Here is a 20,812-nt window from a genome sequence, read left to right as displayed (position 1 = left end):
GACGATGTCGTTCACCGCCGCTTCGACGGCGCCTTTTTCGTCGGACACGGAAAGGCATTTTTCAGCGCGCGATACGTCAGCTCATCGGTCCGCAGGTGTCGCAGCGCCGGGCTGCCGCGGGTGAAGTCGACGACGAGATCGTGCACCTGGGACGTCGTGACGCCCGCCGGAGGACAGATCAGGTTGGTCTTCATGGCGATCCCGGCGACGATCAGGCCATCGACGATGCCGCTGACATAGGCCCGGCAGGGTTCGCGCTTCTCGTCTCCGCAGCGCGCCAGGAAGGCATTGCCGCTGTCCCCGATCGGCTCGGCGTCCCCCGCCTGGGCCGGCATCGGCGCGAGCGTCGCGAGCAGGGCGGCCGCGGCCAGGCTGCGCCTCACGAAGCCCGAGCGCGGAGGGGATCCGACCCGCAGGACGTTTCGAACTGGATGGATGGGGCGGTGCCGGGCGGCGGCTCTTGCTGCGTCATGCATCGGCCCTCCCTAGCATAGACTGCGAACCTGCAGACAGAGCTGAAAGCACGCAGCCCCCGGTGCTCCGGCCATCGCCGCCGACACCTTCGGAAGCCTCGGCCGCACGCTTGCATCATCGCTCATGGCGTTTATGCTGATCCGACCATGACGTTCATCATCTTCCAGCGCGCGGCGGCGTTCCCGCTCGTCTGAGCGGATCGCGATCGATCTGCCCGCGGTGCCTCCGGCGCCGCCCTCAGCCCCTGCACGACTGGAAAGAAACATGGTTCTGGAACCAGAGGCCACGCCTGGCGCGGCCGATATCGAGTCGTTCATCCGCGACGGATACGTTCGCGTGGACGGCGTCTTTTCGAAAGACATCGCCGCACAGGCTCGCGCCATTCTGTGGCGCGACACCGGCTGCGATCCCGACGACCCCGCCACCTGGACCCGGCCCGTCATCCGGCTCGGCCACTATAGTCAGGCGCCGTTCCGCGCAGCCTTGAACTCGCCGGTGCTGCATCGCGCCTTCGATCGGCTGGTCGGCGCCGGCCGCTGGTGTCCGCCGGGCGCTCTCGGCACCTTCCCGATCCGCTTCCCCTCGCCCGAGGATCCGGGCGATACGGGCTGGCATATCGACGTCAGCTTCGGAACCGAAAGCCCTGATTTCCTGGACTGGCGGGCGAACGTGACCAGCCGCGGGCGCGCGCTCCTCATGCTGTTCCTGTTTTCCGACGTCGGGATCGACGATGCCCCGACGCGCATCCGAGCCGGATCGCACCGCGACATCGCACGCCAGCTCGCGCCGGCCGGAGAGGAGGGGATGAGCCTCCGCGCGCTCGCCGCCGACGGCTTCGCAGCGTCGGCACCCCGGCCGGAAGCTTTGGCCACCGGCCCGGCAGGAACGGTCTATCTCTGCCATCCCTTCCTGGTCCATTCCGCGCAGCCGCATCGCGGCACTGCGCCGCGCTTCCTGGCGCAGCCGCCATTACTGCCGCGCGACCCGATCCGCCTCGATCGGGACGACCATGATCATTCGCCCGTCGAGCGCGCGATCGTCGATGCTCTCCGCAGGCCGGGAAAGTAGCGCCGCCCGGGCCCGCCTACCGCCCAACGATGCGACAGATGTTCGCGCCGGCGTCGTCGCGCGTCTTCGGAGTGTGACGGAACCGTCGAACTTTGCTCCGGCACAGGTCTGCCTCTCGGATTCCTGCGTCCGTTCATGCAGCGGTAGAGGGGCGCACCTTAAGGATGGCGCAATGACGTTCGAGGATCTGATCATGCCCCTTCCCCGCTCCCTCGCATTCGCCGCCTTTGCCCTGCTCGCATCCTGCGGCGGCCCAGCCGAGGCGACCGCCGAGCCGCCCAGCAGCGGCCGCGATGCGCGTGCCTGGACGATCGGGCCGATCATCAAGGGCCGCAATTATTCGGTGGACATGCCGCTCCACCCCACCCCCCGCCGCGGAGGCGAGTTCCAGATCGATCTGCCGCGCGATCCCGGCAGCGTGCATTATGTGACGTTCCGCCACGGCTCGCTTGCCGGCAAGACACGAATCGTGATGCGCTACCGGGTCGAGCTCGCCCCCGGGGTGAAGATCATCCCGTCGACCGAGCCCAAGGGTCCGGCGATCCTCACCCTGTATTTCCAGCGTGCCGGCGACAATTGGGGCGGCCGGGGCAAGTTCGAGACATATCGCTGGTTCGCCACCTTCGCCTCGCACATGCCGATCGAGGCGGGCGACCACGAGATGGTGGCACCGCTGAACGGCGCCTGGACCGCGATCCAGACGTCCAGCGCGCGCTCCGATCCGGTTGCCTTCCGCGCCGCGCTGGCCGAGGCCGACCAGGTCGGCTTCGTCCTCGGCGGCGGCTCCGGCTACGGCCACGGCGTTTATGCCGACGGTCCGGCGCGGCTGGTCGTCACCAGCTTCCGGGTGGAGTAAGCCGAGCAGCGGAAGCAGTTGGGAGCCATGGAGGGCGGCGTCGTGCTCCGCCCGTCCGTTCACGGCAGTGGCAATCGTCCGGGCACGTGGCGTCGGCGCTTCGCCAGCGCCCGAAGCCAGGCGCCCACCGCCGCAAGGCCCGGCCCCCTCGACGCCTTTTCCCGAGACTGCTCTTCCGCCGTCGGAGCCGAGACATCGTCCCGTGGCACGTCGGTGAACGGACACATCGCCGCGCTGCCCGGTAAGGACACGGCCGCCCCGTCGAACGGCTTCAGGCGCAGCTTCGTCTTGTGATCGTCGGGCCCGCGGCTCCCATCCGGACGGACCCCGCGATAATAAAGCTTCTGCCAGCTCTCGCCGCCATGGACGGTTGGATCCGAGTCGATGCGCGCCTGAAAGGCATCGCGCGCGGCGCTCCAGGCTTCGAACTCGGCGGCGAGCTCGGGCGCCTCGGCGATCGGAGCCACACGCGGCATCGTCGCCTCAATCCCAGCGCGCGGCACCGGAAAGAGGAAGCAGAAAGGCTCGTTCTCCTCGAAACGGATCCAGTGGCCCGCGCGTGTGAAGCGCCAGTTCATGGTGAACGTGTAGGGCGACCAATCGGTCTCGACGACTCCGGACAGGGCGGCGATCCCGTCCTTGGCTGCGTTGGGCGAGCCGCCGATCCAGAGATTCCAGCCCTCCGGCGTCCGGAAGATACCGTCGACGTGAAAGGTGAGCGTGCCGTGGCCGAACAGCGAGACGGGTGCCTCGCGCGGGACGCACTCGGGATCGAGCCTGATCTCGATCGAGTCCGCGCTCGCGCCGCCGTCCCACCGCGCGGCGAATCCGCACGGGCTGACGATTTCCCAGCCATGGGCATTGGCGATCGTGAGCGGCAGGCAGCGATAGGCATAGGAGTCGGTCGTCGCGTCCATCCAGTCGCGCTTTTGCGACGCCGGCCGGATCCGCGGCGCCCAACCGGGCTTCACGTAGCAGACAATCTCCATCGCCCTCTCCCGAGCCGCCGCGGCGCCGCCCGCCGATCACGGCCGCTTGGCCGGTCATCGCCGGCTCCGCGATGGTGTAACCTGATTGCGGCGGGTTGCACGCGGTAAAGCGTCATCGCGTGCTGCTTCTCAGATCCGGAAGACAGAAAGGTACCGGCGCACGAAAAGCCGCCGAGACGCGAAGGGCAGGATCAGGGATTCACCGGCTGCTTCTGTCCGAACGGCACCAGCTTGATTTCCGTCGGCACCAGATCGGCGCCATATTGCCCGTCCGCAAGGATCCGGGTGGCCGCGCTCAGGATCGCAAGCATCTGCGCGCCGGCCGGCTTGTGATCGGCGCCGATGACGACGAAAGACGCCCCGCGCGCTTTCGCGGCGCCTGCGGCACCGTGCAGCGCTTCGCCTTGCGCCACCGGCACGGTCGCATCGTGCGTGCCGTGGACGAGGAAATAGGGCTCGTCGAGCACCGCAATCGCAGCCTTGTTGTCATAGGCATCGGGCACGAAGCTGCGGGCGAGCTTCGGCGCCATCGCGCGCAGCCGGGTGAATGTGCCGACGGTGATCACCGCATCCAGGCGCTGTCGCCTCGACAGGGCGAGAGCAACGCCGCCGCCCAGGCTGTGGCCGACCACCCACAGGGGCCCGCCTTGTGCCCGCGCAAAGGCGTGGAACGCATCCGCATCGGCGGCGAGCCCGGTCTCGCTTGGGGTTCCCGGATTGGCGCTGTAGCCGCGATATTCGGCCGCGACGATGCCCCAGCCCTGCTCGGCGACGGCGTGGAGCCAAGTCATCGCGTCTGCGGCGCTCGAACCGTTGCCGTGGAAGACGAGCAAGGTCGGCCTGCCCGGCCGGGCAGGCCTCGCGATGCCCTTCAGCACCAGGCCGTCGGCGGTGCGGACCTCGATCAGCGTAGCGCCCGCGGGGAGCCCGGAGAGGCTCAACGGCGCGGTCGGCGCCGGGTAGATACGGTCCCGGATCGGCCCGGCCGCCACCGGTCGCGCGCCGATGCACAGCAAAACGAAGCACAAAGCAGCGAAGTGGAATCTGCAGCGCATGCCATGATGGTAGAGCGCGATCTTCCAGCGGGAAAGCGTCCTCGCAGGCGCCGGTGCCCGCGCAAACGGTATTCGGCCGAGAGTTCAGTCGGATTTGCTGTGGCGCACCCGCGGCCGGATGCCGCACGGCACGCAATCGGCCGTGCTCCGCTTCAGCCAGGTGTCGATGTCGCTCCGGAGCTGCGCCCGCACCTGCACGCGCCTGGCATTCTCGTCTCGCAGCTTCGCTCCCGGGGCAGCGGACTTCCGGTCCGGACTCAAGCCTGGCTCCGCGCCTGCGCACGCCGCATCGTACCCCTTCGTCATCACCCTCGCCGATCCTTTCGCGCGCCCCCTCGCCGAACGTGCCGGGGCGCGCCACCATCGGTCGACGGACATGCGCTTTGAGACGACGAACCTGCAGCGGCGTGTCGCAAATGCGGCGAAACACCCGATAAGGGGGATTGCGCTTCGCCCCGGAACCGGGGAACCTGCCGCCCTCAAGCGTCACAGGTGTTGAAGGAGCGTCACATGGGGGGAGCCGAGGCTGCCGCAAATCCGGTCGTGGGGCAGATTTCCGCCCCGGCCAAGACCGCCATCGTTTCGGACGAGCTCAAGCGGATCACCCAGGCGGTCGCCGCTCTGTGCCCCGAAGATGCGGAAATCAGCTTCGAATATGACGGCAAGCTGCGGATCCACGTCGATCTCCGCAAGCTCGAGGATCTGGCCAAGGTCGAGATCCTGCTGCCGGGAATGTGCGGCGGCATCTTCTCCGACGCGCAGCGCGGACTGGTCGAGCACCGGCCGTTCCTGCACCGGCTGACCGCCCTGGTCGATCGCTGATCCGGCGGTTACCGCTTTGGATGCCCAGTCTATGCGGACTCTTCTCCAAGTTGCGGTCGCGCTTGTTCTCGCTTCGGTCGCGGCGTCGCCTGGCGGCGCAAAAGGCTTCGCGGACAAGGATCTCGCCCGGCTCGAGACCGCGGCGAGCCGGGCGCTGGGCGAAGGCTTCAGCGGCCAGGCTCGCGACGGCCGTCTGATACTCACCTGCTCCGCCTGCTCCGGCGAACCGATCGTCAGCATCGAGTTCGGCCGGCAGACCGACGGCACGGAGCAAAGGGTACGTGCAGGCACGACGACGGTCGCCGATCTCGAGAAGCTTTGCCGGCTGCGGAGCGAGGAATGCCGGATTTCGGCTCTCGAGGTTGCGCCGGCGGTCGGTTGGGTAAGCCGCTGGACGATCGGCTCCAGCGCCGCCGCGACCGCCATCCTGATCCGTGACGGTGATCTTCTGACGATACGATCGGTCGCCGCCGATGGGGAAACCGCACGGCGTCAAATCGACGCGCTTCTTCCCGTCGTCCGGACATCGATCGTCGGGCGATAAGCGGCGGCTACGAGGGTTGCCGCAGATGCGGTTGCCGGAGGTCGGCGGCGTCTAAGAGCCACCTGCTTTCGAACAAGGAGTTCGTGTTGCGTCTTTTCCTGCCTCGTTCCGCCCTTCTCGCCGCCTGCGCGCTCGTCGCCGGCTGCTCCACGGCGACGCCGCGTCCGAGCGCCAAGGCAGCGCCGGCCGATGTCGACCGGATCGTTTATGAGATCGGCCCGTGCCGCGGCACATGTCCCGTCTACAGCGTGTCGATCGTCGCCGACGGGATCACCTATTTCGAGGGGCTTCAACATACCGCCCGGTCCGGCCGCGTTCCGGCCGACGGCACCCCTTCCTTGTTCGCGGCGGTTCGCGACAGGCTGGCGCGCGTGCGCCCAGCGCACAGCGAGACGATCTCGCACCCGCAATGCACCCTCTACGCGACCGACCAGCAAGTCGTAACCGTCACCTGGATGGGCAGCAATCGCGAGCCCGTCTCGCTCGCATTCGATCTCGGCTGCCGGGATGAGCGCTTTGCAGAGCTTCGCGCGAGCCTTTCGGCGGCGCGGCGGCTGCTTCCCGTCGATGCATTCGTCGGCCGGGCGACCGATTTCTGATCGCCCGCGGATCAGCTTCCGGGGACGGACGGATGCGGCAGGCTTGCGCGCATCCCTTTTCCGTGGCGGTATGCGCCACCCGATCACGGAGCGCCGATTGCCAATGACGTCCAGGATATATGTGATCGACGACGACGATCTGGTGGCCGATTCGATCAAGGCCTATCTGGAGATGGCGGGGTACCAGGTGCGCTGCTTCGACCAGGCAACGGATTTCCTGGACTCGCTGGCGACGCTCGAGCCCGGGTGCGTGATGTTCGATCTTCAGATGCCCGTGATGGGCGGCGTCGAAGCCGCCACCCGGTTCAGCGCGGCCGGCTATGACTGGCCGATCATCATCATGTCGGCGCGTATCGACGACATCCCACCGACGCTCCCCTTTCCGCTGGCCGAGATCATCGAGAAGCCGTTCATGGGCGAGCGCATGCTCGAAACCTTGCAGCAGTGTCTCAAACAGAGCCAGCCGCCCGCCTGACACCCTGAAATGCGTGCGCGCCGATCAGAGTGGCAGCGTCAGCGTCAGAGCCGCCCCGCGGCCTCCCTCATCATCGAGGCTGATGGTCCCGCCATGCGCCTCGATGATCGTCCGCGAAATCGACAGGCCGATGCCGAGCCCGCCGCTGGCGCTCTGAAAGGCTTCGAACGGATCGATGTTGCTGGCAAGGCCGCCGCCGCTGTCGGTGATGGTCAGACGCACGCTCGAGCCCGCGCGGCACGCCTCGATTGCCAGTTTCTTCTCCGGAGACCGCGCCATTGCTTCGCTGGCGTTGCGAAGCGCATTGAGCAGCACCTGCTCGATCTGCACGCGATCGACGTCAAGCGCGACATCGGGATCCTCGAGCGCGACGGACACGGCGATGTCCTCCAGATTCCCCGACGCTCTCATCACTTCGAGTGCATCGTCGATCATCGACCGCAATTCCGCACGCTCGCGCCGCGGTCGTGCCTCGGTGAGCAGCATCCGGGTACGGCGGATGATATCGCCGGCACGCTGCACCTGAGCCTCGGCAAGCGCGATCGTCTCGGACGCGGCCTCGCAGAGCTTGCGTTCGCTGGCGCGGCGCGCCGCCGCGAGATAGGCCGCGGCGGCCGCGAGCGGCTGGTTGAGCTCGTGGGCGAGGGTCGATGCCATCGTGCCCATCGCCGCCGCCTGCGCCGCGCGCTTCAACTCCTGCTGCAGCCGGGTCGCGCGAAGATGCTGATTGACCCGCTCGGTGACATCGTAGCCGAAGCAGAGAATATCCTCGAAGCTGCCGTCCGCCCGGCGAATCGGCTGGGCGGCGAAATCGAGCACCCGTTCCTCCCACGCACCTGCGACGTTGAGCCGGACGCGGAAATCGCGACTGACGAACGCCTTGCCGGTGTCGAGCACGCGATCGAGCATCGCGACGATGCCCTGGCCGACGAGCTCGGGGAGCGCCTCCGCCATCGTCGAGCCGGAGGGATCGCGGCCGGCCAACCGCCTATATTCCTCGTTAACGAGGATGTAGCGATGCTCGGCTCCGCGCGTTACCGCCATGAAGCCCGGAGCTTGGGCGAACAAGGCGCCCAGCAACTCATCGGGCGCGCACTGTTCGATCGGGCGATGCTCGATCGTATCGGCAAGCATGCTCATCGTCCCGCCTTCCCTGCTTTCGAAAAAAACCCGCGGTACGGCAAGCTGTTCCCCTTAGCGCCGTGGCCTGGGGACCGGCAAGGGGCCGCACAAGAGAGGGGAGGCGGCCGCAAGCACGTCGATCAGATCGCGCCAGCGCGCGCAGCCCGAACGAGCCGGGGATCAGCGCCAGGGCGGACCTGCACCCGCATCGGAACCATCGACCTAAGGTTCATGCAACCTTCCCCGTCCGCCAGCCGCGGCTGTGCGGCAGAGGCGTCTGGAGCGCCGGGATGCGCCTATCGGGTGAAATGGCGATCGTGCGGCGCCGCGATGGGGCGGAGGTCCGTTTCAGAGCACGTCGCCGAACATCAGCCACAGCATCGCGAACCAGGCGACCAGCGCCAGGCCGAACAACAATTTTATCCGAAGATTCGCCACGTGCGCTCCATCACCAATCCCGATCGGGGGGCGCTCGGGCCTGTTCCTATGGCCCGGCGACGCGCGGAGATCCATATGGAAGCGCGCCCCTGAAGCATGGTCGAGAGCAGAGCTAGATTACGCTTACCCGCCGTTCATGCGGACGCACGATAAAGAGACGGCCCGCCTCGTCGCCGAAAAGCAAGGTTGACGCCCGCTGCGTGCTGTTTGCGCGGGCGCTGCCGGAATCGCTATCGGCGGCGCGGAAGAGACAGGTCAACGGGGCGCCGTCATCCTGCACGAGTGTGATCAGCGGCTTCCCCGAACATGGAGCCAGAATGTCGATTTGGGACGGTCCATCGGCTTCGCCGGGCTGCGCCTTCGCGATGCGAACGAACGACCGGGCAAAGTCGCAGGGTTGGACGTCATAACGAACCTCGAGCCCGGCTTTGCGCCGGGCTGAGGCCAGGGCACGCGCTTGGTCCTCCCCGTCTTCGCTCCACGGCACGACCCTCATCCAACGGCCTGAGTCGACACTCCCCAGCCGCCCCCTTTCCGCGTTCGAGTCCCAGAACCACTCGGTGGCATGAGGCCCAGACTCATCTCCGGATGAAGATCCTGGCAGACAGAGACTCGCCACCAGCTCTCCCGAGGGGCGGAACGTCCAAATCTCGGTGATCCCGAAACGCTCCGCGGACATGTCTTGGGTTATCCAGCTGCAACCACCGGCCTGATGGGCGAAGCCACGCGCCTGAAGTCGATCGGTGAGCGCACACGACCACAGGAACTCGATCTGCGGCGCGGGTGCACACATCTTGACGAGGTCGATGGCACCGATCTCGCCGCCGATCTGTACGAGCCATTGGCTTTCGGAGGTAACGTCGTGATGTGCCGCCAGCGCGACCGAGCCGATGGGATGAAGCGTTCGTCGGTGGGAAGCGAGCCGGGTCAACAAGGCCGAACCATCGGGCTGCCGCTGGATCAGGATGACGTTGGGACTGGCACCGATCGGCACCAGACCCACGATTCCGCTCACGCTTTGCCGCCACAAGCTTGCGCCATAACGGTCAAGCAACTCGAGAACATCGCTTTCGCGCCAGATCAGCATCGTCCCGGTGGCAAGCAGGCAGGCGCTGCGGATCGCCGGACGTATGACGGACGGCGGTGGAACCCGCCAGCTCAAGGCGGGCGCGGAGATCGCCTGATGCAGTTTCGTCAGCTTCATGACGTCGGCCGCGAGCACCGGCAATCCCGCGATGCGCAGCAGAGCCTGGAGAGATTTGAGATCGGCAGGCTTCAGGCGTGCGGAGGCATGTTCAAAGATCGACCTGGCGAGAGGTTCGATCAGCCGTGGGGCCGCGCCGCGCCAGAAGGATTTCTGCTCGATTGCATCCGGCGCGCCGATCCGCATGAAGTCGGCGATAAGCGCGATCAGCCGCTCGGCAGCATCCTCGGCCTCGCCGCGTGCGAGGTGTTGCAGGGACGCCAAGGCTTTCGCAAACGGGCCTCCATCCGAAGAGACCGGGATGAAAGGAAAGGTGTCGAGCATCCGTATGTCGATGCCCTCGTCTCGCCATGATGCCGCGAACAAGGCCCGCGCGAGCAGTTCCCCGCCTAGCTCGGTGGGCTCCTCAGCGGCAACCGCCGCCGCGAGCCAGCGCTGTCGGACGGGCAACAGCGCCTCACCCGTACCGGCTTCCCTGGCGAGCGCGTCGGTCACCTGCAAAGCGCGCAGTATCTGTCCCGTCGACACCAGCATGTCGGTCCAGGCCTTCACCACATAAGCGTGGTACGTCGCATCCTTGCCGCGGCTGTCTTCGGCCAGTTGTTCGAAGCACCCGGTTCGCCTGGCAAGCGCCAGGGCCGCATCGCGCTGCCCATCCTTGAACAGCATCCGGATGGTCAGTGCCGGTTGGAGCCGCGCGCCCAGCGCCAGTTTCGCGGCCTCCGCATATTGCTCGCCGCGCTCGAGCACGAGTACCGCCTCCCGATTGTCGGCCAGCAACTGGGAGTGGATGTAGGCGGCGCGCCGCCAATCCCCTTCTTTCTCGAGACGCCGGGCGAGCTCGAGATAACGCTGCCGCACATGGTAGAATGTGCCGTCGCCGAGAATGGGCGCGGAATGCAGTGTCGGTGCGACATCGAAGTCGAGCGTCGCGCGTGCCCGGGGCAGCTGGGCCGGAAACCGGGACGGCGGTTTCGCTCCGGCCTTTTGCGCGCCGAGCCTGAGCGCGAGCTTTAGCGCCGCGTCGATATTGCCGCTCGCAATCAGTCGGTCGACGTGAGACACGCGCTCGCCGAACTGCCGCTGAATCGAATTGCCGAACGGACTGTGCCAACGAAGCCAGCCGGCGAGATTCTGCAGGATACCCGGCTCTTGCCGGGCCTGCTCCGAAGGCATGGCACCACGCAGCCGCGCGCCAACCTGGCGGAGGATCGACGATAATCTGGTACGGGTCTGCAGATCCTCGAGGTAGGCGTCCATCTCGGCGACGACGTCCTTCCCGCCATGCGCGAGTGGTATTCGTGCGTGCGAGACTCGAGACGGACCCGTGCGATGTTCGCCGATCGGCATCCCCGATCGGCTGGTTCGCCGGCCCGGTGACACCCCGACGATGCGGGTGACCGGGCGGTGCACCGTCACGCTCGGCATGTCCCAGAGAGTCGCAATCGAGATGGCAGGCAGCGCCTCGACCGCGATAAGATGCCGCGATCCGCCCCACCACAGCTCGACCCGCCGATGGACATGGCCCGGCCGGGCACGATCGCGATCGTCGGCCCACGTACCGGCTTCGGCGAAGCTGCGCAGGGTTCCCGCTGAAGACCCGGCGAGCGGCAGGGCGCGCGCTAGACACCCTGGGTCGAGATGTGTCGGGCAGGTAAACGTCACCAGGACGAGATCAGGGCCCTTCCCGAGCGTCGTAAGCGGCCCTCTGCGGATCTGGAAGACGCGATCGCGTAGCGGACGAAGGTCTGGAGCGGGCTCGCCCGCGTCGATCACGAACGCGACTCCGTCGCACGCAAGTGTCGGTGGAAGGGTCGGATGATCGGGGAACGCGCGGTTGACAAGCTGTTCCGCGCGGCGTGCCGCGTAGCTCTGATCAGGCATCACTCGCCTCCGGGTCGATCAGAATTGCGGTTGCGCGCAGGTCCGCGAGCGCGAAGCGGGTGCACTGGTATTTCGCCTCGCGCTTGTTCTGATGATAGCGTAGCAACTCGGCAGGCACGCCGTCATCGTCGACCGTGAGCGCCCAGAGGCCGTCGTCGGCCGCCTCGATCTTGACGACCGACGGGGCGTCGCTGCCGAGTTTCAGCGATCCGTTGCGCAAGCTGGTCGTTCCATCGACCTGCCGGATCGAGCGAACTGTGCCATCACCGCCGTGGCGCGCATCCGACCACAAGCGGGCCCAGATCCCCTCATCCTTCTGCTTTGCGGAAAGCACGACCTCATGCGGGCCGACCGTGAGCGTTCTCACAGGTCCCGCACCCGTCGCGCCTCCGCTCGGGACGTTCCATGTGCCGCCCTTGACGCTGTAGGCGAGGCTTCGATCGCCCCGCGTGTAGACAAGTCCATGAAGCTGATCGGGCAGATCATGATCCTCGGGCAGCGGGAATTCGTCGACTACCGACTGCCAGTTCTTGATCACGCGCAGGACCGTTCTCCCACCTGCCCGATCCGCGATCACACGATAGAGCATGGTAGCAAGCAATGTCTTCGGGGCATTGTAGAGCGGCGAGAAATCGAGCTCCTTGGTGCCCGCCGAGAAGCCGAGCCGGTAAGCCTGTCCCGACACTGCGTAGAATTCGGCGGCCTGGTCGATGCTCAGCGGGGGGATCGTGAACGAATTTCGGTTGCGGAAGAGCTGCGCGGTCGGCACCTCCTTCGAACGCGCGCTGATACATGCAGGATCTTGCTGTGCGAACATCTGATATCTGCGAAGGCTCAGCCGGTCGGATTCTGCTCGCCCGGTACGAACCACGGTCGAGAGCAGGCCCTCATTCACCCGCACGCCGACAAGGTCGCAGGCCGGCTCCACGGGCATGAAGTAGCTTCGGACGATCCCCGCCTTGCGTTCCCACTCCAGGATCAGAAGTCCGTCCTGCAGCCGGACCAGCCGCAACTTACCCGAAACCACAAGATATCGCGGTTCCCAGCCGTCAAGCGGCGGGACAGGCGTGACCTCCCGGCCTGCCGCATGTCCGGGGACATGCGAGGCAAACGGGTTTTCGAGCGCCGAGACGCACATTCGGTCGTCTGGAAAGAGGATCACCGCTCGTGCCTGTTCCCGAGCGCCGCGACGAACGGCGATCTGCACGGATCGGGGCGCTCCAGGGATTGGTGGCAGCAGCAGAAAGGAAAATGCGTTGGCTGTGGCGCCAACCGCCGAAGCGGACCTGCTGCGCCCAGTGCGGTGGCGCTGTTCGGCACCTATCACCCAATCGACGGTCTCGATCCGCCGCTTCTCAAGGGCGTGCGGCTCCAGCTGGCACCAGACGTCATGGGCTTGCTGCAGCGCCCCGGCGTCGGCCTCCTGATAGCTTACCGCGCGCAGAAAGCGTTTGACCGTGCCGACTGACAGCTCGTCGAACCACAACGGCCCATCCGCCCGTGGCAGGATGCACCAGTGGAATTCGGCGCCACGCTCACGCGCCACCCGGGCGACGAAGAACAGTGCCGCAAGGGCGACGATGCGACCGTGTCCGAGAATAGCCGGGCCGATCGAGAGGGCGACACGGTAAACCCATTGCGCACCGCGATCGGTAAACTGCCTCTCGAGGAAGAGGGTCTCCGACTCGGCAAGCCGGCGCAGGAACTCGAGGGGTGCCTCGGTCCGCAGCAGCAATTCGCTTTGCAGGATGTGCGACACCTCGCCGCGAGGGGTAAGGCCGCCAAGCCCTTCGAACTTTCCCTGCGGAGCCGACCGAGCAGCCGTAAGCGTCGGGAAGAGATGCTCGAACTGCTCCAGCTGGCCGTTGAGAAGGCGCCGGAGCGGTTCCGAAAGCCGCTCCAGCACGGGCTGAAACGGTGCGTAAGCGGCAGGTATCCGATCGGCCGTGACGTCCGCATCCGGATGGCGGCTCATGCCCGATCCTCCGGTGCCGCGAGCTCGGAATCAGAAAACGGCACCGGATTCCCGCAACAATAGATGTCTGCTTCGCGACCGCGGCCATCCAATCCCATTCTCGGGATTACGATAGCAGGAAGGCCGAAGTCATGGCGGTCGAGGAGCTCCGCGAGTATGGCGGCGCGCGCGTGGTCCGGCACGTCCAAGCGGGTTCCGACGGGGAACCACCAGCCGCTGACCACCCGGTAAAGCGGGATCGATCCGGCCAGTCGCGGAAGCACGGGGTCGCGCTCACCTTCAAGCGGCGCTGCAAAGATCGCTACCCAATCTTCACCATGTCCGACCGGAAGGGCGTGAAACAAGGCCGACTTCTCGGCGAAGCACGCGGCGACGCGAGCGCGTGCGTCGCTGCCGGTCGCGAGCAATGCCCCAACCTCTTGGACAGGATCGATGCGGCACCAGTGCATCAGGCCGGCTCGCGAGGTCCGTCTTCGGCGGCCGCACCGGCCGCAGCGGGGCCATGGCGCGCAAGCAGGCTTTCAATGCTGGCGTGGACCGGCCGCAATTGCTGCGGAAGCGATGTCCGATCGAACGCGGCGTCGATCCGGGTCTGCATCGTTTCCAGCCGCACCAGCCAACGTTCGTGCAACGGATCGGTTGGCAGCGCAGGTCGGGATTCAAGCAGCAAGGCCGCCTGTTCCGCCAAAGCCGCGGCATGCGCAGTGGGGCCGTAAGTCGCGTCAGCGACGCTGTTCGAAAGCACTGGATTGCGGCTGTGCTGAAGCTCGACGTGGAGCAATTCGCGCACCTCCTCCTGCTGAGACCTGGACTGGACCAGGTAGGTTACCGGCCACAGATCTTCCGGTCCAGCGACCCGGCTGCCGCGCAGCAGCGCCGCGGCGGCGATCAAGGTTTGCCCCTTCACCAATTTGCGGTCCGACAGGACGACGCCGATCAGCCTGACCTTCCGCACGATATGCGCATAGGCTTCGGTGACCTCGTCCATGTCGATCGCAACCGCCGCTGCATGAAGGCTGGCGAACAGCGATTTGGGAAGCGGCGCGATCGGAACAGCACCGGCACCGGTCTCGCGCCAGCCGGTCTTCAGGAGATCGGGGAGCTCGTTCTCCCCCACCGGATCGACGAACATCGTGACGAGGAAGCGGTCGGCGAAGGCGGCGAGCAGCGGATCCTCCGGCATCGCATTCGATGCGGCGACGCACGAAAGCAAAGGGGTTTTCACGCTGTACTGACCGCGCCGATAGGTTCGCTCGTTCAAGATCTTCAGCAGGGAATTCAAGATTGCCGTCGACCCGAGGAAGATCTCGTCCAGGAAAGCAATTTCAGCCTCTGGAAGCATGTTGCTGGTCACGGGCCTGATCTGCCCGTCTTTCAGAGCATCGAGGTCCAGCGCTCCGAAGAGTTCGGACGGTTCGGTGAACCGGCCGATCAGATATTCGAAGAAGCTCGCATCGATGGCGGTCGCGATCGACTGGACCGCAGCGGATTTGCCGGTTCCCGGCGGCCCGACGAGCAGCACATGCTCGCGCGCGATGAGGCCGAGCATGATCAGTTCGAGAAGCGCGCGTCGCCCGACAAAGCGGGCGCTCAGCAGATCCAGCTGCGCATTGATCCGGCTGATTGCATGCGCGATCCCGTCGTCGGGCGTTCCCTGTGTTCGTCCGTCTTCAAGCTGCATTCGCCACCCCTGCCCTGATTCGCCACCCTAGCCGCCAGGACTAGCCTCGAACCGGGGGAAATGTGTGAACGAACCCGCAGGGGAGCGAAAGAATGTCAGGCGGCGCGATCCCGTGCGCGACCTTCGAACGTCCGCTCAGAAGTTGAACGTCGCCCTCAGCCCGCCATAGCGGCGGAAGTCGCGCGGCAGGTTGCTCTGGATGGCCTGGGCGTTGCCCTGGTTGCCGCGGCTGTTGTTGACGTTGAAGAAATATTGCTTGTCGAAGACGTTGTTGACGAAGGCGACCAGTTCCCAGCGGCGATCGTTGCCGCCCACGCCGGCCGAGAGATTGAGGATGCCGTAGCCTTTCTGGACGGTCTCGGGATCGTTGTTGATGCCGAAATTGAACGTGCTCTGATAATTGTAGGCGGCCTGCACCAGGGCATCGAGCGTGTCGGTGATCGGCGGCGTGTAGCTGGCGTTGAACGACAGCTTCCATTCCGGCGCCTGGGCAGGACGGAAGCCGGCGAGATCCTGTCGGGCCGGGCTGCCGGTGCAGCCCTGGGCCGCGGTCTGGCCTGGATAGCATTGGGCGAGCGGGAAGGATCTGATCTTCGCATCGGTGTAGCTGACGCCGCCCGACAGATCGAAGTCGTTGCCGAGCCGGATGCCGCCTTCGACCTCTACGCCGCGGGTCCGCAGCGCGCCGACATTGGCGAGACGAAAGTTGATCGTTCCGTCCGCCAGCGTCTCGATGCCCTGGGCCTGGAAATTGTCGAAATCGGTGTTGAACAGGGTGACGTTGAGCGTCACCCGCCGATCGAGGAATTGCGTCTTGAGGCCGAGCTGCCAATCCTCGGACGTTTCCGGCTGCACCGGCCCGGTATTCTGGCGGACGAGGTTGAAGCCGGTGCCGATGTCATAGGCCTGGCCCTTGTGGCCGGTGGCATAGGTGAAGAAGGCCATCACGTCGGGGGCGAGACGCTGCTGGATGCCGGCCTTGTAGGTTTCGTAGCGCTCCGAGTCCTGGCCGGAGAAGAAGGCATTGGCATTGGCGATGTCGAGGAAGGTGTAATCGATCTTGCCCTTGCCGACCCGGACGCCGCCGATCAGCGTAGTGCCGTCGAGCACGTCGAACTCGGCCTGCCCAAAGCCGGCATATTGCTTGGTGCCGTTGGTCGCATACCAGCGCGCGAGCGAGAAGAACGGGCCGCGGGTGAAATCGCGGGTGAGGTTGAGGTTCGAATAGAAGAGCCCGAGCGTGTAGCGCAGCCGCTGCGCCCCGGGCGACACCAGCCTAAATTCCTGCGAGAATGCATGGGTGTCGAACGTGCCGAACTGGCGGTTGTCGAGCGCGGCGATCGCCGATTCATCCTGATCGAGAATGTCGAACTGCTTGAACTGATCCCAGGCGGTGATCGAGACGATCGACGCGAAGCCGAGATCGAGCGAGGCGCGCAGCGACTGGCTGAAATCGCTGTAATCCGTGCCGGAGGTGACGTTGTTGACGACCTCCCGATTGTCCTCGGTGAAGGTGACGCCGGGCGCGAACACCGCCGGCGTGTAGGCGGCGACCCCGCGCAGCCGGGCTGCGGGCGACACCCGGATGAACGGGCGGCCGATCGTCGTATGGCCATCGATATAGCCGATCTGCGCGACAAAATTGAGCGTGTCGGTCGGATCCCAGACCAGCTTGGCGCGGGTCGAGAGGATTTCGCGGCCGTTGATCGTGTCGCCGTTGAAAAGATTGCGGACATTGCCTTGGAACGTGTCGTAATTGGCACTCACCCGAAGGCCGAGCCGCGGGGTGATTGGGCCGGACACGGCAAGGTTGACGCCATATTCGTCGTCGGTGGTGACGAGACCGCCGATCCGCGCTTCGAAATCGGCGCTCGGTCCCTGGGTGACGATGTTGAGCAGGCCGGCCGAGGCCGAACGCCCGTAGAGCGTGCTCTGCGGCCCGCGCAGAACTTCGATCCGCTCGATGTCCGAAAGATCGGCGAAGGCGCGGGCGAGGAACTGGACCGGGACGTCGTCGATCTGCACGGCGACGCTCGGCTCGACGCTCGGTGAAAAGGCGAAGGTGCCGATGCCGCGGATCGACACCGAGGCATTGACCGGGTGTTCGGCGGGCCGGATCAGCAAGGACGGAGCGGCCCGGGTCAGCTCGGAGAATTCGCGAATGCCCTGCGCCTCGAGCGCTTCGCCGCTGACCACCTGCACGGCGAGCGGAATGTCCTGCACCCGCTCCTCGCGCTTCTGGGCGGTGACGATGATCTCGCCTTCGTCGCTGCTGCTCCCCTCTTCGGCGAGCTGATCGCCCTGCAGGGACGGCGAGGCATCGCTCGCCTCGGGCGGTGACGTCTGCGCCAAGGCCTGGCCGGCGGCGCTGAGCGAAAGTCCGGCGGCGGCGAGCACGCGCACGACAGCCGTCATGTTCGAAAACATCATGCCAATCTCTCCCTGGAATGCGAGTCTTAAGACTTCTTGGACCCGCTTGTATCAGTCATTCCGGGATGTGGCAATAATTTGTATGATGACTTTTCAGCGCTGGCTCCAGGCTTCACTTTCCCGCTATTTGCGAGGTGGGCCGCGCAAATGCGAAGCGCGTTCCGGATTGCGGTTCATCCGCAGGAACAGCAACTTATACGACAAGATCATTGACCGGCATCAACATAGCTGGCAGACGTCGAAGACGTTCATATCCTCGTAATCGAGATTCTCGCCGGCCATTGCCCAGATGAAGGAATAGGCCCGAGTGCCCGATCCCATGTGCACGGACCAGGGCGGGGAAATGACCGCTTCCTCATTCTCCATGACGATGTGCCGCAGCGCATCGGGCCGCCCCATATAGTGGAAGATGCGGTCGTCTTCCGCGAGATCGAAATAGAGATACACTTCCGATCTGCGCTCATGGACGTGCGGCGGCATCGTGTTCCAGACGCTCCCGGGCTCGAGCGTGGTGAGCCCGAGGCACAAAGAGGCGCTCTCGCAGGTATGTGGGAGGATCAACTGGTGGATCCGGCGTGCGTTCGAGGTTTCGAGGCTGCCGCGCTCCATCACCCTGGCGTCGCCGAGCGCAAGCTTGCGCAGCGGAAACGGCCGATGCGCGGGCACGCTCAACAGATAGAAACGCGCGCCCTCGCCTTCGAACGCGACATCGGCCGAGCCCATCGGCACGTACATCGTCTCGCGCGGCGCGATCTCGAAACGGGTCCCGTCGACCGTCACCGCCCCGGCCGCTGCGCCGATATTGACGGCGCTGAGCTCGCGGCGCGCCAGCAAGGGCTGGCCGGCAAGGCTCTCCGGCTCGCTGAGGCGAGGCAGCAGCAGAGGGCTCGTCGCGGGGACCGCACCGCCGATGATGAAGCGCTCGCCGTGCGAATAGCTCAGCACGATCTCGCCGACGCGGAACATGCCCGAGACGACATGCCGATCGCGCAGCTCGTCGTTGCTCGCGCCGTCCATCATGTCGGGGTGCGCGGCGTAATAGGTCTTCTGGAACAAGCAGGCCTCCGTAGCCGCCGCCCCGGAAGCGGGGCGGCGCGAAAGGATCAGAGCGCGGCGATCGCGGTGGCGGCGAGCAGGAAGGCACCGACGCCATAATATTGGGTGTCGCTCGGCTCGACCTTCTCCGGCCGGTCGCTGACCTGCTGGACCCAGCCGAGGCGCCCGTCGGGCTGGATCGACCGCACCAGCGCCTCCCAGCCCCGGCGAGCGACGGGCCCATAGTCGCGGCGATCGAGCAGGCCCGCCTTGATGCCCCAGGCGACGCCGTAGGTGAAGAAGCCGGTGCCCGAGGATTCCGGCGGCGAGCCTTCGGGGGAGAGCAGCGACGGCGCCCAATAGCCGTCGGCTTTCTGAAGCTGCTTCAGCCGGCCTGCCATTTCGACGAACAGCGCCTCCATGCGCTTGCGGTCGGCGCTGCCCTTCTCGAGCAAGGGAATGATCCGCGGCATGCTTGCGAACACCCAGCCATTGCCGCGGCTCCAGAACAATTTGCGGCCGTCGTCGCCGCGCCGGTCGAAGAAGCGGCTGTCGCGATAATAAAGATGCTCGGCCGGATCGAACAGGAAGTCGGTGGTCGCCCAATATTCCTTCATCGCGAAATCGCGGTAGCGCCGGTCTCCGGTCAGCTTCGAGAGCGCGATCATCGGCGGAGGCGCCATGAACAAGGCGTCGCACCAGCACCAGCGCTTCAGGCATTCGGTGTCGTTGTAACCGGACGGTGGCAGATACCAGGCGAGGCTGACGCGGGGCGGGTTGGCGAGGATGTAGTCGAACGCCTTGCGGGTCGGGGCCACCGCGGCGGCGCCCGCGCCATGCCGGGAGGCCCAAAGATAGGAATCGGTGATCGCCAGATCGTCGGCATGATAGGGCCGCGCGGCCGGCAGCCACTGGTTGTCGCGGCCCATCGCGACGATCGCATCACGGATCCGCGGCGGCGCGCCAGCGTCGGCGAGCGCGGTCATGCCGATCCAGAAAGCGGCCTGTTCCCAGGCGCGCGGGTTACGCGTCTCGGTGGTGGCGCGGGCGACATGATCGGTGTCGCGCATGCGCTGAAGCTGCCAATCTGCGAGGCGGGTAGCGACCTCGATCGCCGCACGCGGGCTCGTTTGTGCAGGCGCTGTGGGGAGCTGGGCCGAAACGGGCTCCGCTGCTACGCCGGCCGCTCCGGCAAGCACCAGCAAGGCGGTGAGAGCGCCGAGTGCTTTTGATCGACCGATGTTGCGCTTCACCATACCCTCTCCTCCTACGCGCCTTTATGACGTCGCCCGGAGTTATCATACAAGCGCTGCGTGCGGTCAACTCTCCGCCGTGCGATCCCGAACACGGGCGCTCGCGCTCAGCATCGAGTGGCGGCTCAGGCTCTCCTGCATATGGTGCCGCGCCGCTTCCCGGGCGCGCGCCGGATCCATGCGCACGATCGCGTCGACGATCGCCTCGTGCTCGCCGAGCACGCGGGCGACATAGGCATCATGGGCCTCGCGCGGCTGATCGCGCAGATAGAGATTGCGCGGCGGCACCAGCCGGAGGCCGAGGAAATCGACGAGGCGGACATAATAATCATTCTGGGTCGCGCGGGCGATGGCGAGGTGGAAGGCGGCGTCCGCCTTGGCGGCGGCGACGGGATCGTCGATCGCGTCGACCATGTCCTGCAGTGCCTCCTGGATCGCGCCGATATCCGCGGTCGTCCGACGGGAGGCGGCAAGGCCCGCCATTTCGGTCTCCACCGCAAGCCGCATCTCCAGGAGCTTGATCACGTCGGCGAGTTCGTTGAGCTCGTCGCGGGTGATCTGGAAGGCGCGATACTCGGCCGTGTCGGCGACGAACACGCCCGATCCCTGGCGAGAGACGGTGAGACCTTGCGCCGCCAGCCGGGCGAAGGCCTCGCGCACCACCGTGCGGCTGACATTCTCGGCGAGTGCAATCTCCTTCTGCGTCGGCAGGCGCGATCCGGGGGCCAGCGCGCCGGACCGGACCTGGGCCTCGAACTTCGCGAACAGATCGTCGGTCATCGACGAGGTCCGGGGGCCGATTTCGCCCTCGCCGCTTTCGCCGGATGCCTTCCGTGCCGCAAGCCGACTTGTCATATGAATCTCCCCAAGATAGCGTGGCATATCACCAAAGGCCGGGCACGTCGATT

At 66.1% G+C, this 20,812-nt stretch carries 18 protein-coding genes; 6 read left to right on the top strand and 12 right to left on the bottom strand.

The annotated features are described in order from the left end of the window. Nucleotides 1-11: 11 nt before the first annotated feature. A complete protein-coding gene (locus C7I55_RS19020; RefSeq protein ID WP_146151079.1) occupies nucleotides 12-383 on the bottom strand; it encodes a Rap1a/Tai family immunity protein in 372 nt (123 codons plus the stop codon). 355 nt (nucleotides 384-738) lie between these two features. On the opposite strand from C7I55_RS19020, the gene C7I55_RS19015 reads away from it, so the two are divergent. Next, nucleotides 739-1,542 (top strand): phytanoyl-CoA dioxygenase family protein, encoded by an 804-nt coding sequence (locus tag C7I55_RS19015; RefSeq protein WP_106514585.1) that lies wholly within the window; start codon nucleotides 739-741, stop codon nucleotides 1,540-1,542. A 172-nt stretch (nucleotides 1,543-1,714) separates the two neighbouring features. Continuing rightward, nucleotides 1,715-2,398 carry a hypothetical protein gene (locus C7I55_RS19010; RefSeq protein ID WP_106514584.1) on the top strand — a complete coding sequence of 228 codons (684 nt, stop codon included), beginning with the start codon at nucleotides 1,715-1,717 and terminating at the stop codon, nucleotides 2,396-2,398. A 59-nt stretch (nucleotides 2,399-2,457) separates the two neighbouring features. On the opposite strand, the gene C7I55_RS19005 is transcribed toward C7I55_RS19010, so the two are convergent. Next, nucleotides 2,458-3,387 carry a DUF6065 family protein gene (locus C7I55_RS19005; protein ID WP_199192918.1) on the bottom strand — a complete coding sequence of 310 codons (930 nt, stop codon included), beginning with the start codon at nucleotides 3,385-3,387 and terminating at the stop codon, nucleotides 2,458-2,460. A gap of 191 nt (nucleotides 3,388-3,578) precedes the next feature. Further along, a complete protein-coding gene (locus C7I55_RS19000) occupies nucleotides 3,579-4,442 on the bottom strand; it encodes an alpha/beta hydrolase (RefSeq protein WP_106514583.1) in 864 nt (287 codons plus the stop codon). 510 nt (nucleotides 4,443-4,952) lie between these two features. Here C7I55_RS19000 and C7I55_RS18990 point away from each other — a divergent pair. From C7I55_RS18990 to C7I55_RS28245, 4 genes are all read left to right on the top strand, one after another. Continuing rightward, complete coding sequence (locus C7I55_RS18990; RefSeq protein WP_106514581.1) at nucleotides 4,953-5,264, top strand: hypothetical protein; 312 nt, start codon at nucleotides 4,953-4,955, stop codon at nucleotides 5,262-5,264. A gap of 31 nt (nucleotides 5,265-5,295) precedes the next feature. Further along, complete coding sequence (locus tag C7I55_RS18985) at nucleotides 5,296-5,808, top strand: hypothetical protein (protein WP_199192916.1); 513 nt, start codon at nucleotides 5,296-5,298, stop codon at nucleotides 5,806-5,808. Nucleotides 5,809-5,894: 86 nt separating this feature from the next. After that, nucleotides 5,895-6,407, top strand: a complete 513-nt coding sequence (locus C7I55_RS18980; protein WP_106514580.1) for a DUF6438 domain-containing protein — start codon at nucleotides 5,895-5,897, stop codon at nucleotides 6,405-6,407. Between the two features lie 121 nt (nucleotides 6,408-6,528). Beyond that, nucleotides 6,529-6,882: a response regulator transcription factor gene (locus C7I55_RS28245; protein WP_158266498.1), complete on the top strand. Its 354-nt coding sequence runs from the start codon at nucleotides 6,529-6,531 to the stop codon at nucleotides 6,880-6,882. A 24-nt stretch (nucleotides 6,883-6,906) separates the two neighbouring features. On the opposite strand, the gene C7I55_RS18970 is transcribed toward C7I55_RS28245, so the two are convergent. The 9 genes from C7I55_RS18970 to C7I55_RS18930 form a co-directional block, all read right to left on the bottom strand. Further along, nucleotides 6,907-8,022 carry a sensor histidine kinase gene (locus C7I55_RS18970; RefSeq protein ID WP_106514578.1) on the bottom strand — a complete coding sequence of 372 codons (1,116 nt, stop codon included), beginning with the start codon at nucleotides 8,020-8,022 and terminating at the stop codon, nucleotides 6,907-6,909. 532 nt (nucleotides 8,023-8,554) lie between these two features. Then, a complete protein-coding gene (locus tag C7I55_RS18965; RefSeq protein WP_146151078.1) occupies nucleotides 8,555-10,906 on the bottom strand; it encodes a hypothetical protein in 2,352 nt (783 codons plus the stop codon). A gap of 616 nt (nucleotides 10,907-11,522) precedes the next feature. After that, nucleotides 11,523-13,505: a hypothetical protein gene (locus tag C7I55_RS18960; protein ID WP_106514576.1), complete on the bottom strand. Its 1,983-nt coding sequence runs from the start codon at nucleotides 13,503-13,505 to the stop codon at nucleotides 11,523-11,525. Beyond that, the gene (locus C7I55_RS18955; protein WP_146151077.1) at nucleotides 13,502-13,912 is read right to left on the bottom strand and encodes a hypothetical protein; all 411 of its coding nucleotides are present in this window, start codon (nucleotides 13,910-13,912) and stop codon (nucleotides 13,502-13,504) included. Before C7I55_RS18955 ends, C7I55_RS18960 begins: the two co-directional genes overlap by 4 nt. A gap of 41 nt (nucleotides 13,913-13,953) precedes the next feature. After that, nucleotides 13,954-15,186, bottom strand: a complete 1,233-nt coding sequence (locus C7I55_RS18950) for an AAA family ATPase (RefSeq protein WP_106514574.1) — start codon at nucleotides 15,184-15,186, stop codon at nucleotides 13,954-13,956. A 135-nt stretch (nucleotides 15,187-15,321) separates the two neighbouring features. Then, nucleotides 15,322-17,616, bottom strand: a complete 2,295-nt coding sequence (locus tag C7I55_RS18945; protein ID WP_106514573.1) for a TonB-dependent receptor — start codon at nucleotides 17,614-17,616, stop codon at nucleotides 15,322-15,324. Nucleotides 17,617-17,835: 219 nt separating this feature from the next. Then, nucleotides 17,836-18,672: a 5-dehydro-4-deoxy-D-glucuronate isomerase gene (kduI, locus tag C7I55_RS18940; protein ID WP_106514572.1), complete on the bottom strand. Its 837-nt coding sequence runs from the start codon at nucleotides 18,670-18,672 to the stop codon at nucleotides 17,836-17,838. A 47-nt stretch (nucleotides 18,673-18,719) separates the two neighbouring features. Then, nucleotides 18,720-19,907: a glycoside hydrolase family 88/105 protein gene (locus C7I55_RS18935; RefSeq protein ID WP_106514571.1), complete on the bottom strand. Its 1,188-nt coding sequence runs from the start codon at nucleotides 19,905-19,907 to the stop codon at nucleotides 18,720-18,722. A gap of 63 nt (nucleotides 19,908-19,970) precedes the next feature. After that, on the bottom strand, nucleotides 19,971-20,759 hold the full coding sequence (locus C7I55_RS18930) for a FadR/GntR family transcriptional regulator (RefSeq protein WP_106514570.1): 789 nt from the start codon (nucleotides 20,757-20,759) through the stop codon (nucleotides 19,971-19,973). Nucleotides 20,760-20,812: the final 53 nt, after the last annotated feature.

Origin of the sequence: Allosphingosinicella deserti, from assembly GCF_003012735.1 — a bacterium.
Lineage (GTDB): Bacteria > Pseudomonadota > Alphaproteobacteria > Sphingomonadales > Sphingomonadaceae > Allosphingosinicella > Allosphingosinicella deserti.
This window is presented reverse-complemented; position numbering and strand designations above follow the sequence as displayed.

Excerpts from the sequence above, each read along its gene's own strand:
- C7I55_RS19015 (WP_106514585.1), top strand. The coding sequence starts at position 739 with ATGGTTCTGGAACCAGAGGCCACGCCTGGCGCGGCCGATATCGAGTCG.
- C7I55_RS19010 (WP_106514584.1), top strand. The coding sequence starts at position 1,715 with ATGACGTTCGAGGATCTGATCATGCCCCTTCCCCGCTCCCTCGCATTC.
- C7I55_RS19005 (WP_199192918.1), bottom strand. The coding sequence starts at position 3,387 with ATGGAGATTGTCTGCTACGTGAAGCCCGGTTGGGCGCCGCGGATCCGG.
- C7I55_RS19000 (WP_106514583.1), bottom strand. The coding sequence starts at position 4,442 with ATGCGCTGCAGATTCCACTTCGCTGCTTTGTGCTTCGTTTTGCTGTGC.
- C7I55_RS18990 (WP_106514581.1), top strand. The coding sequence starts at position 4,953 with ATGGGGGGAGCCGAGGCTGCCGCAAATCCGGTCGTGGGGCAGATTTCC.
- C7I55_RS18985 (WP_199192916.1), top strand. The coding sequence starts at position 5,296 with ATGCGGACTCTTCTCCAAGTTGCGGTCGCGCTTGTTCTCGCTTCGGTC.
- C7I55_RS18970 (WP_106514578.1), bottom strand. The coding sequence starts at position 8,022 with ATGAGCATGCTTGCCGATACGATCGAGCATCGCCCGATCGAACAGTGC.
- C7I55_RS18965 (WP_146151078.1), bottom strand. The coding sequence starts at position 10,906 with ATGGACGCCTACCTCGAGGATCTGCAGACCCGTACCAGATTATCGTCG.
- C7I55_RS18960 (WP_106514576.1), bottom strand. The coding sequence starts at position 13,505 with ATGAGCCGCCATCCGGATGCGGACGTCACGGCCGATCGGATACCTGCC.
- C7I55_RS18950 (WP_106514574.1), bottom strand. The coding sequence starts at position 15,186 with ATGCAGCTTGAAGACGGACGAACACAGGGAACGCCCGACGACGGGATC.
- C7I55_RS18945 (WP_106514573.1), bottom strand. The coding sequence starts at position 17,616 with ATGATGTTTTCGAACATGACGGCTGTCGTGCGCGTGCTCGCCGCCGCC.
- C7I55_RS18935 (WP_106514571.1), bottom strand. The coding sequence starts at position 19,907 with ATGGTGAAGCGCAACATCGGTCGATCAAAAGCACTCGGCGCTCTCACC.
- C7I55_RS18930 (WP_106514570.1), bottom strand. The coding sequence starts at position 20,759 with ATGACAAGTCGGCTTGCGGCACGGAAGGCATCCGGCGAAAGCGGCGAG.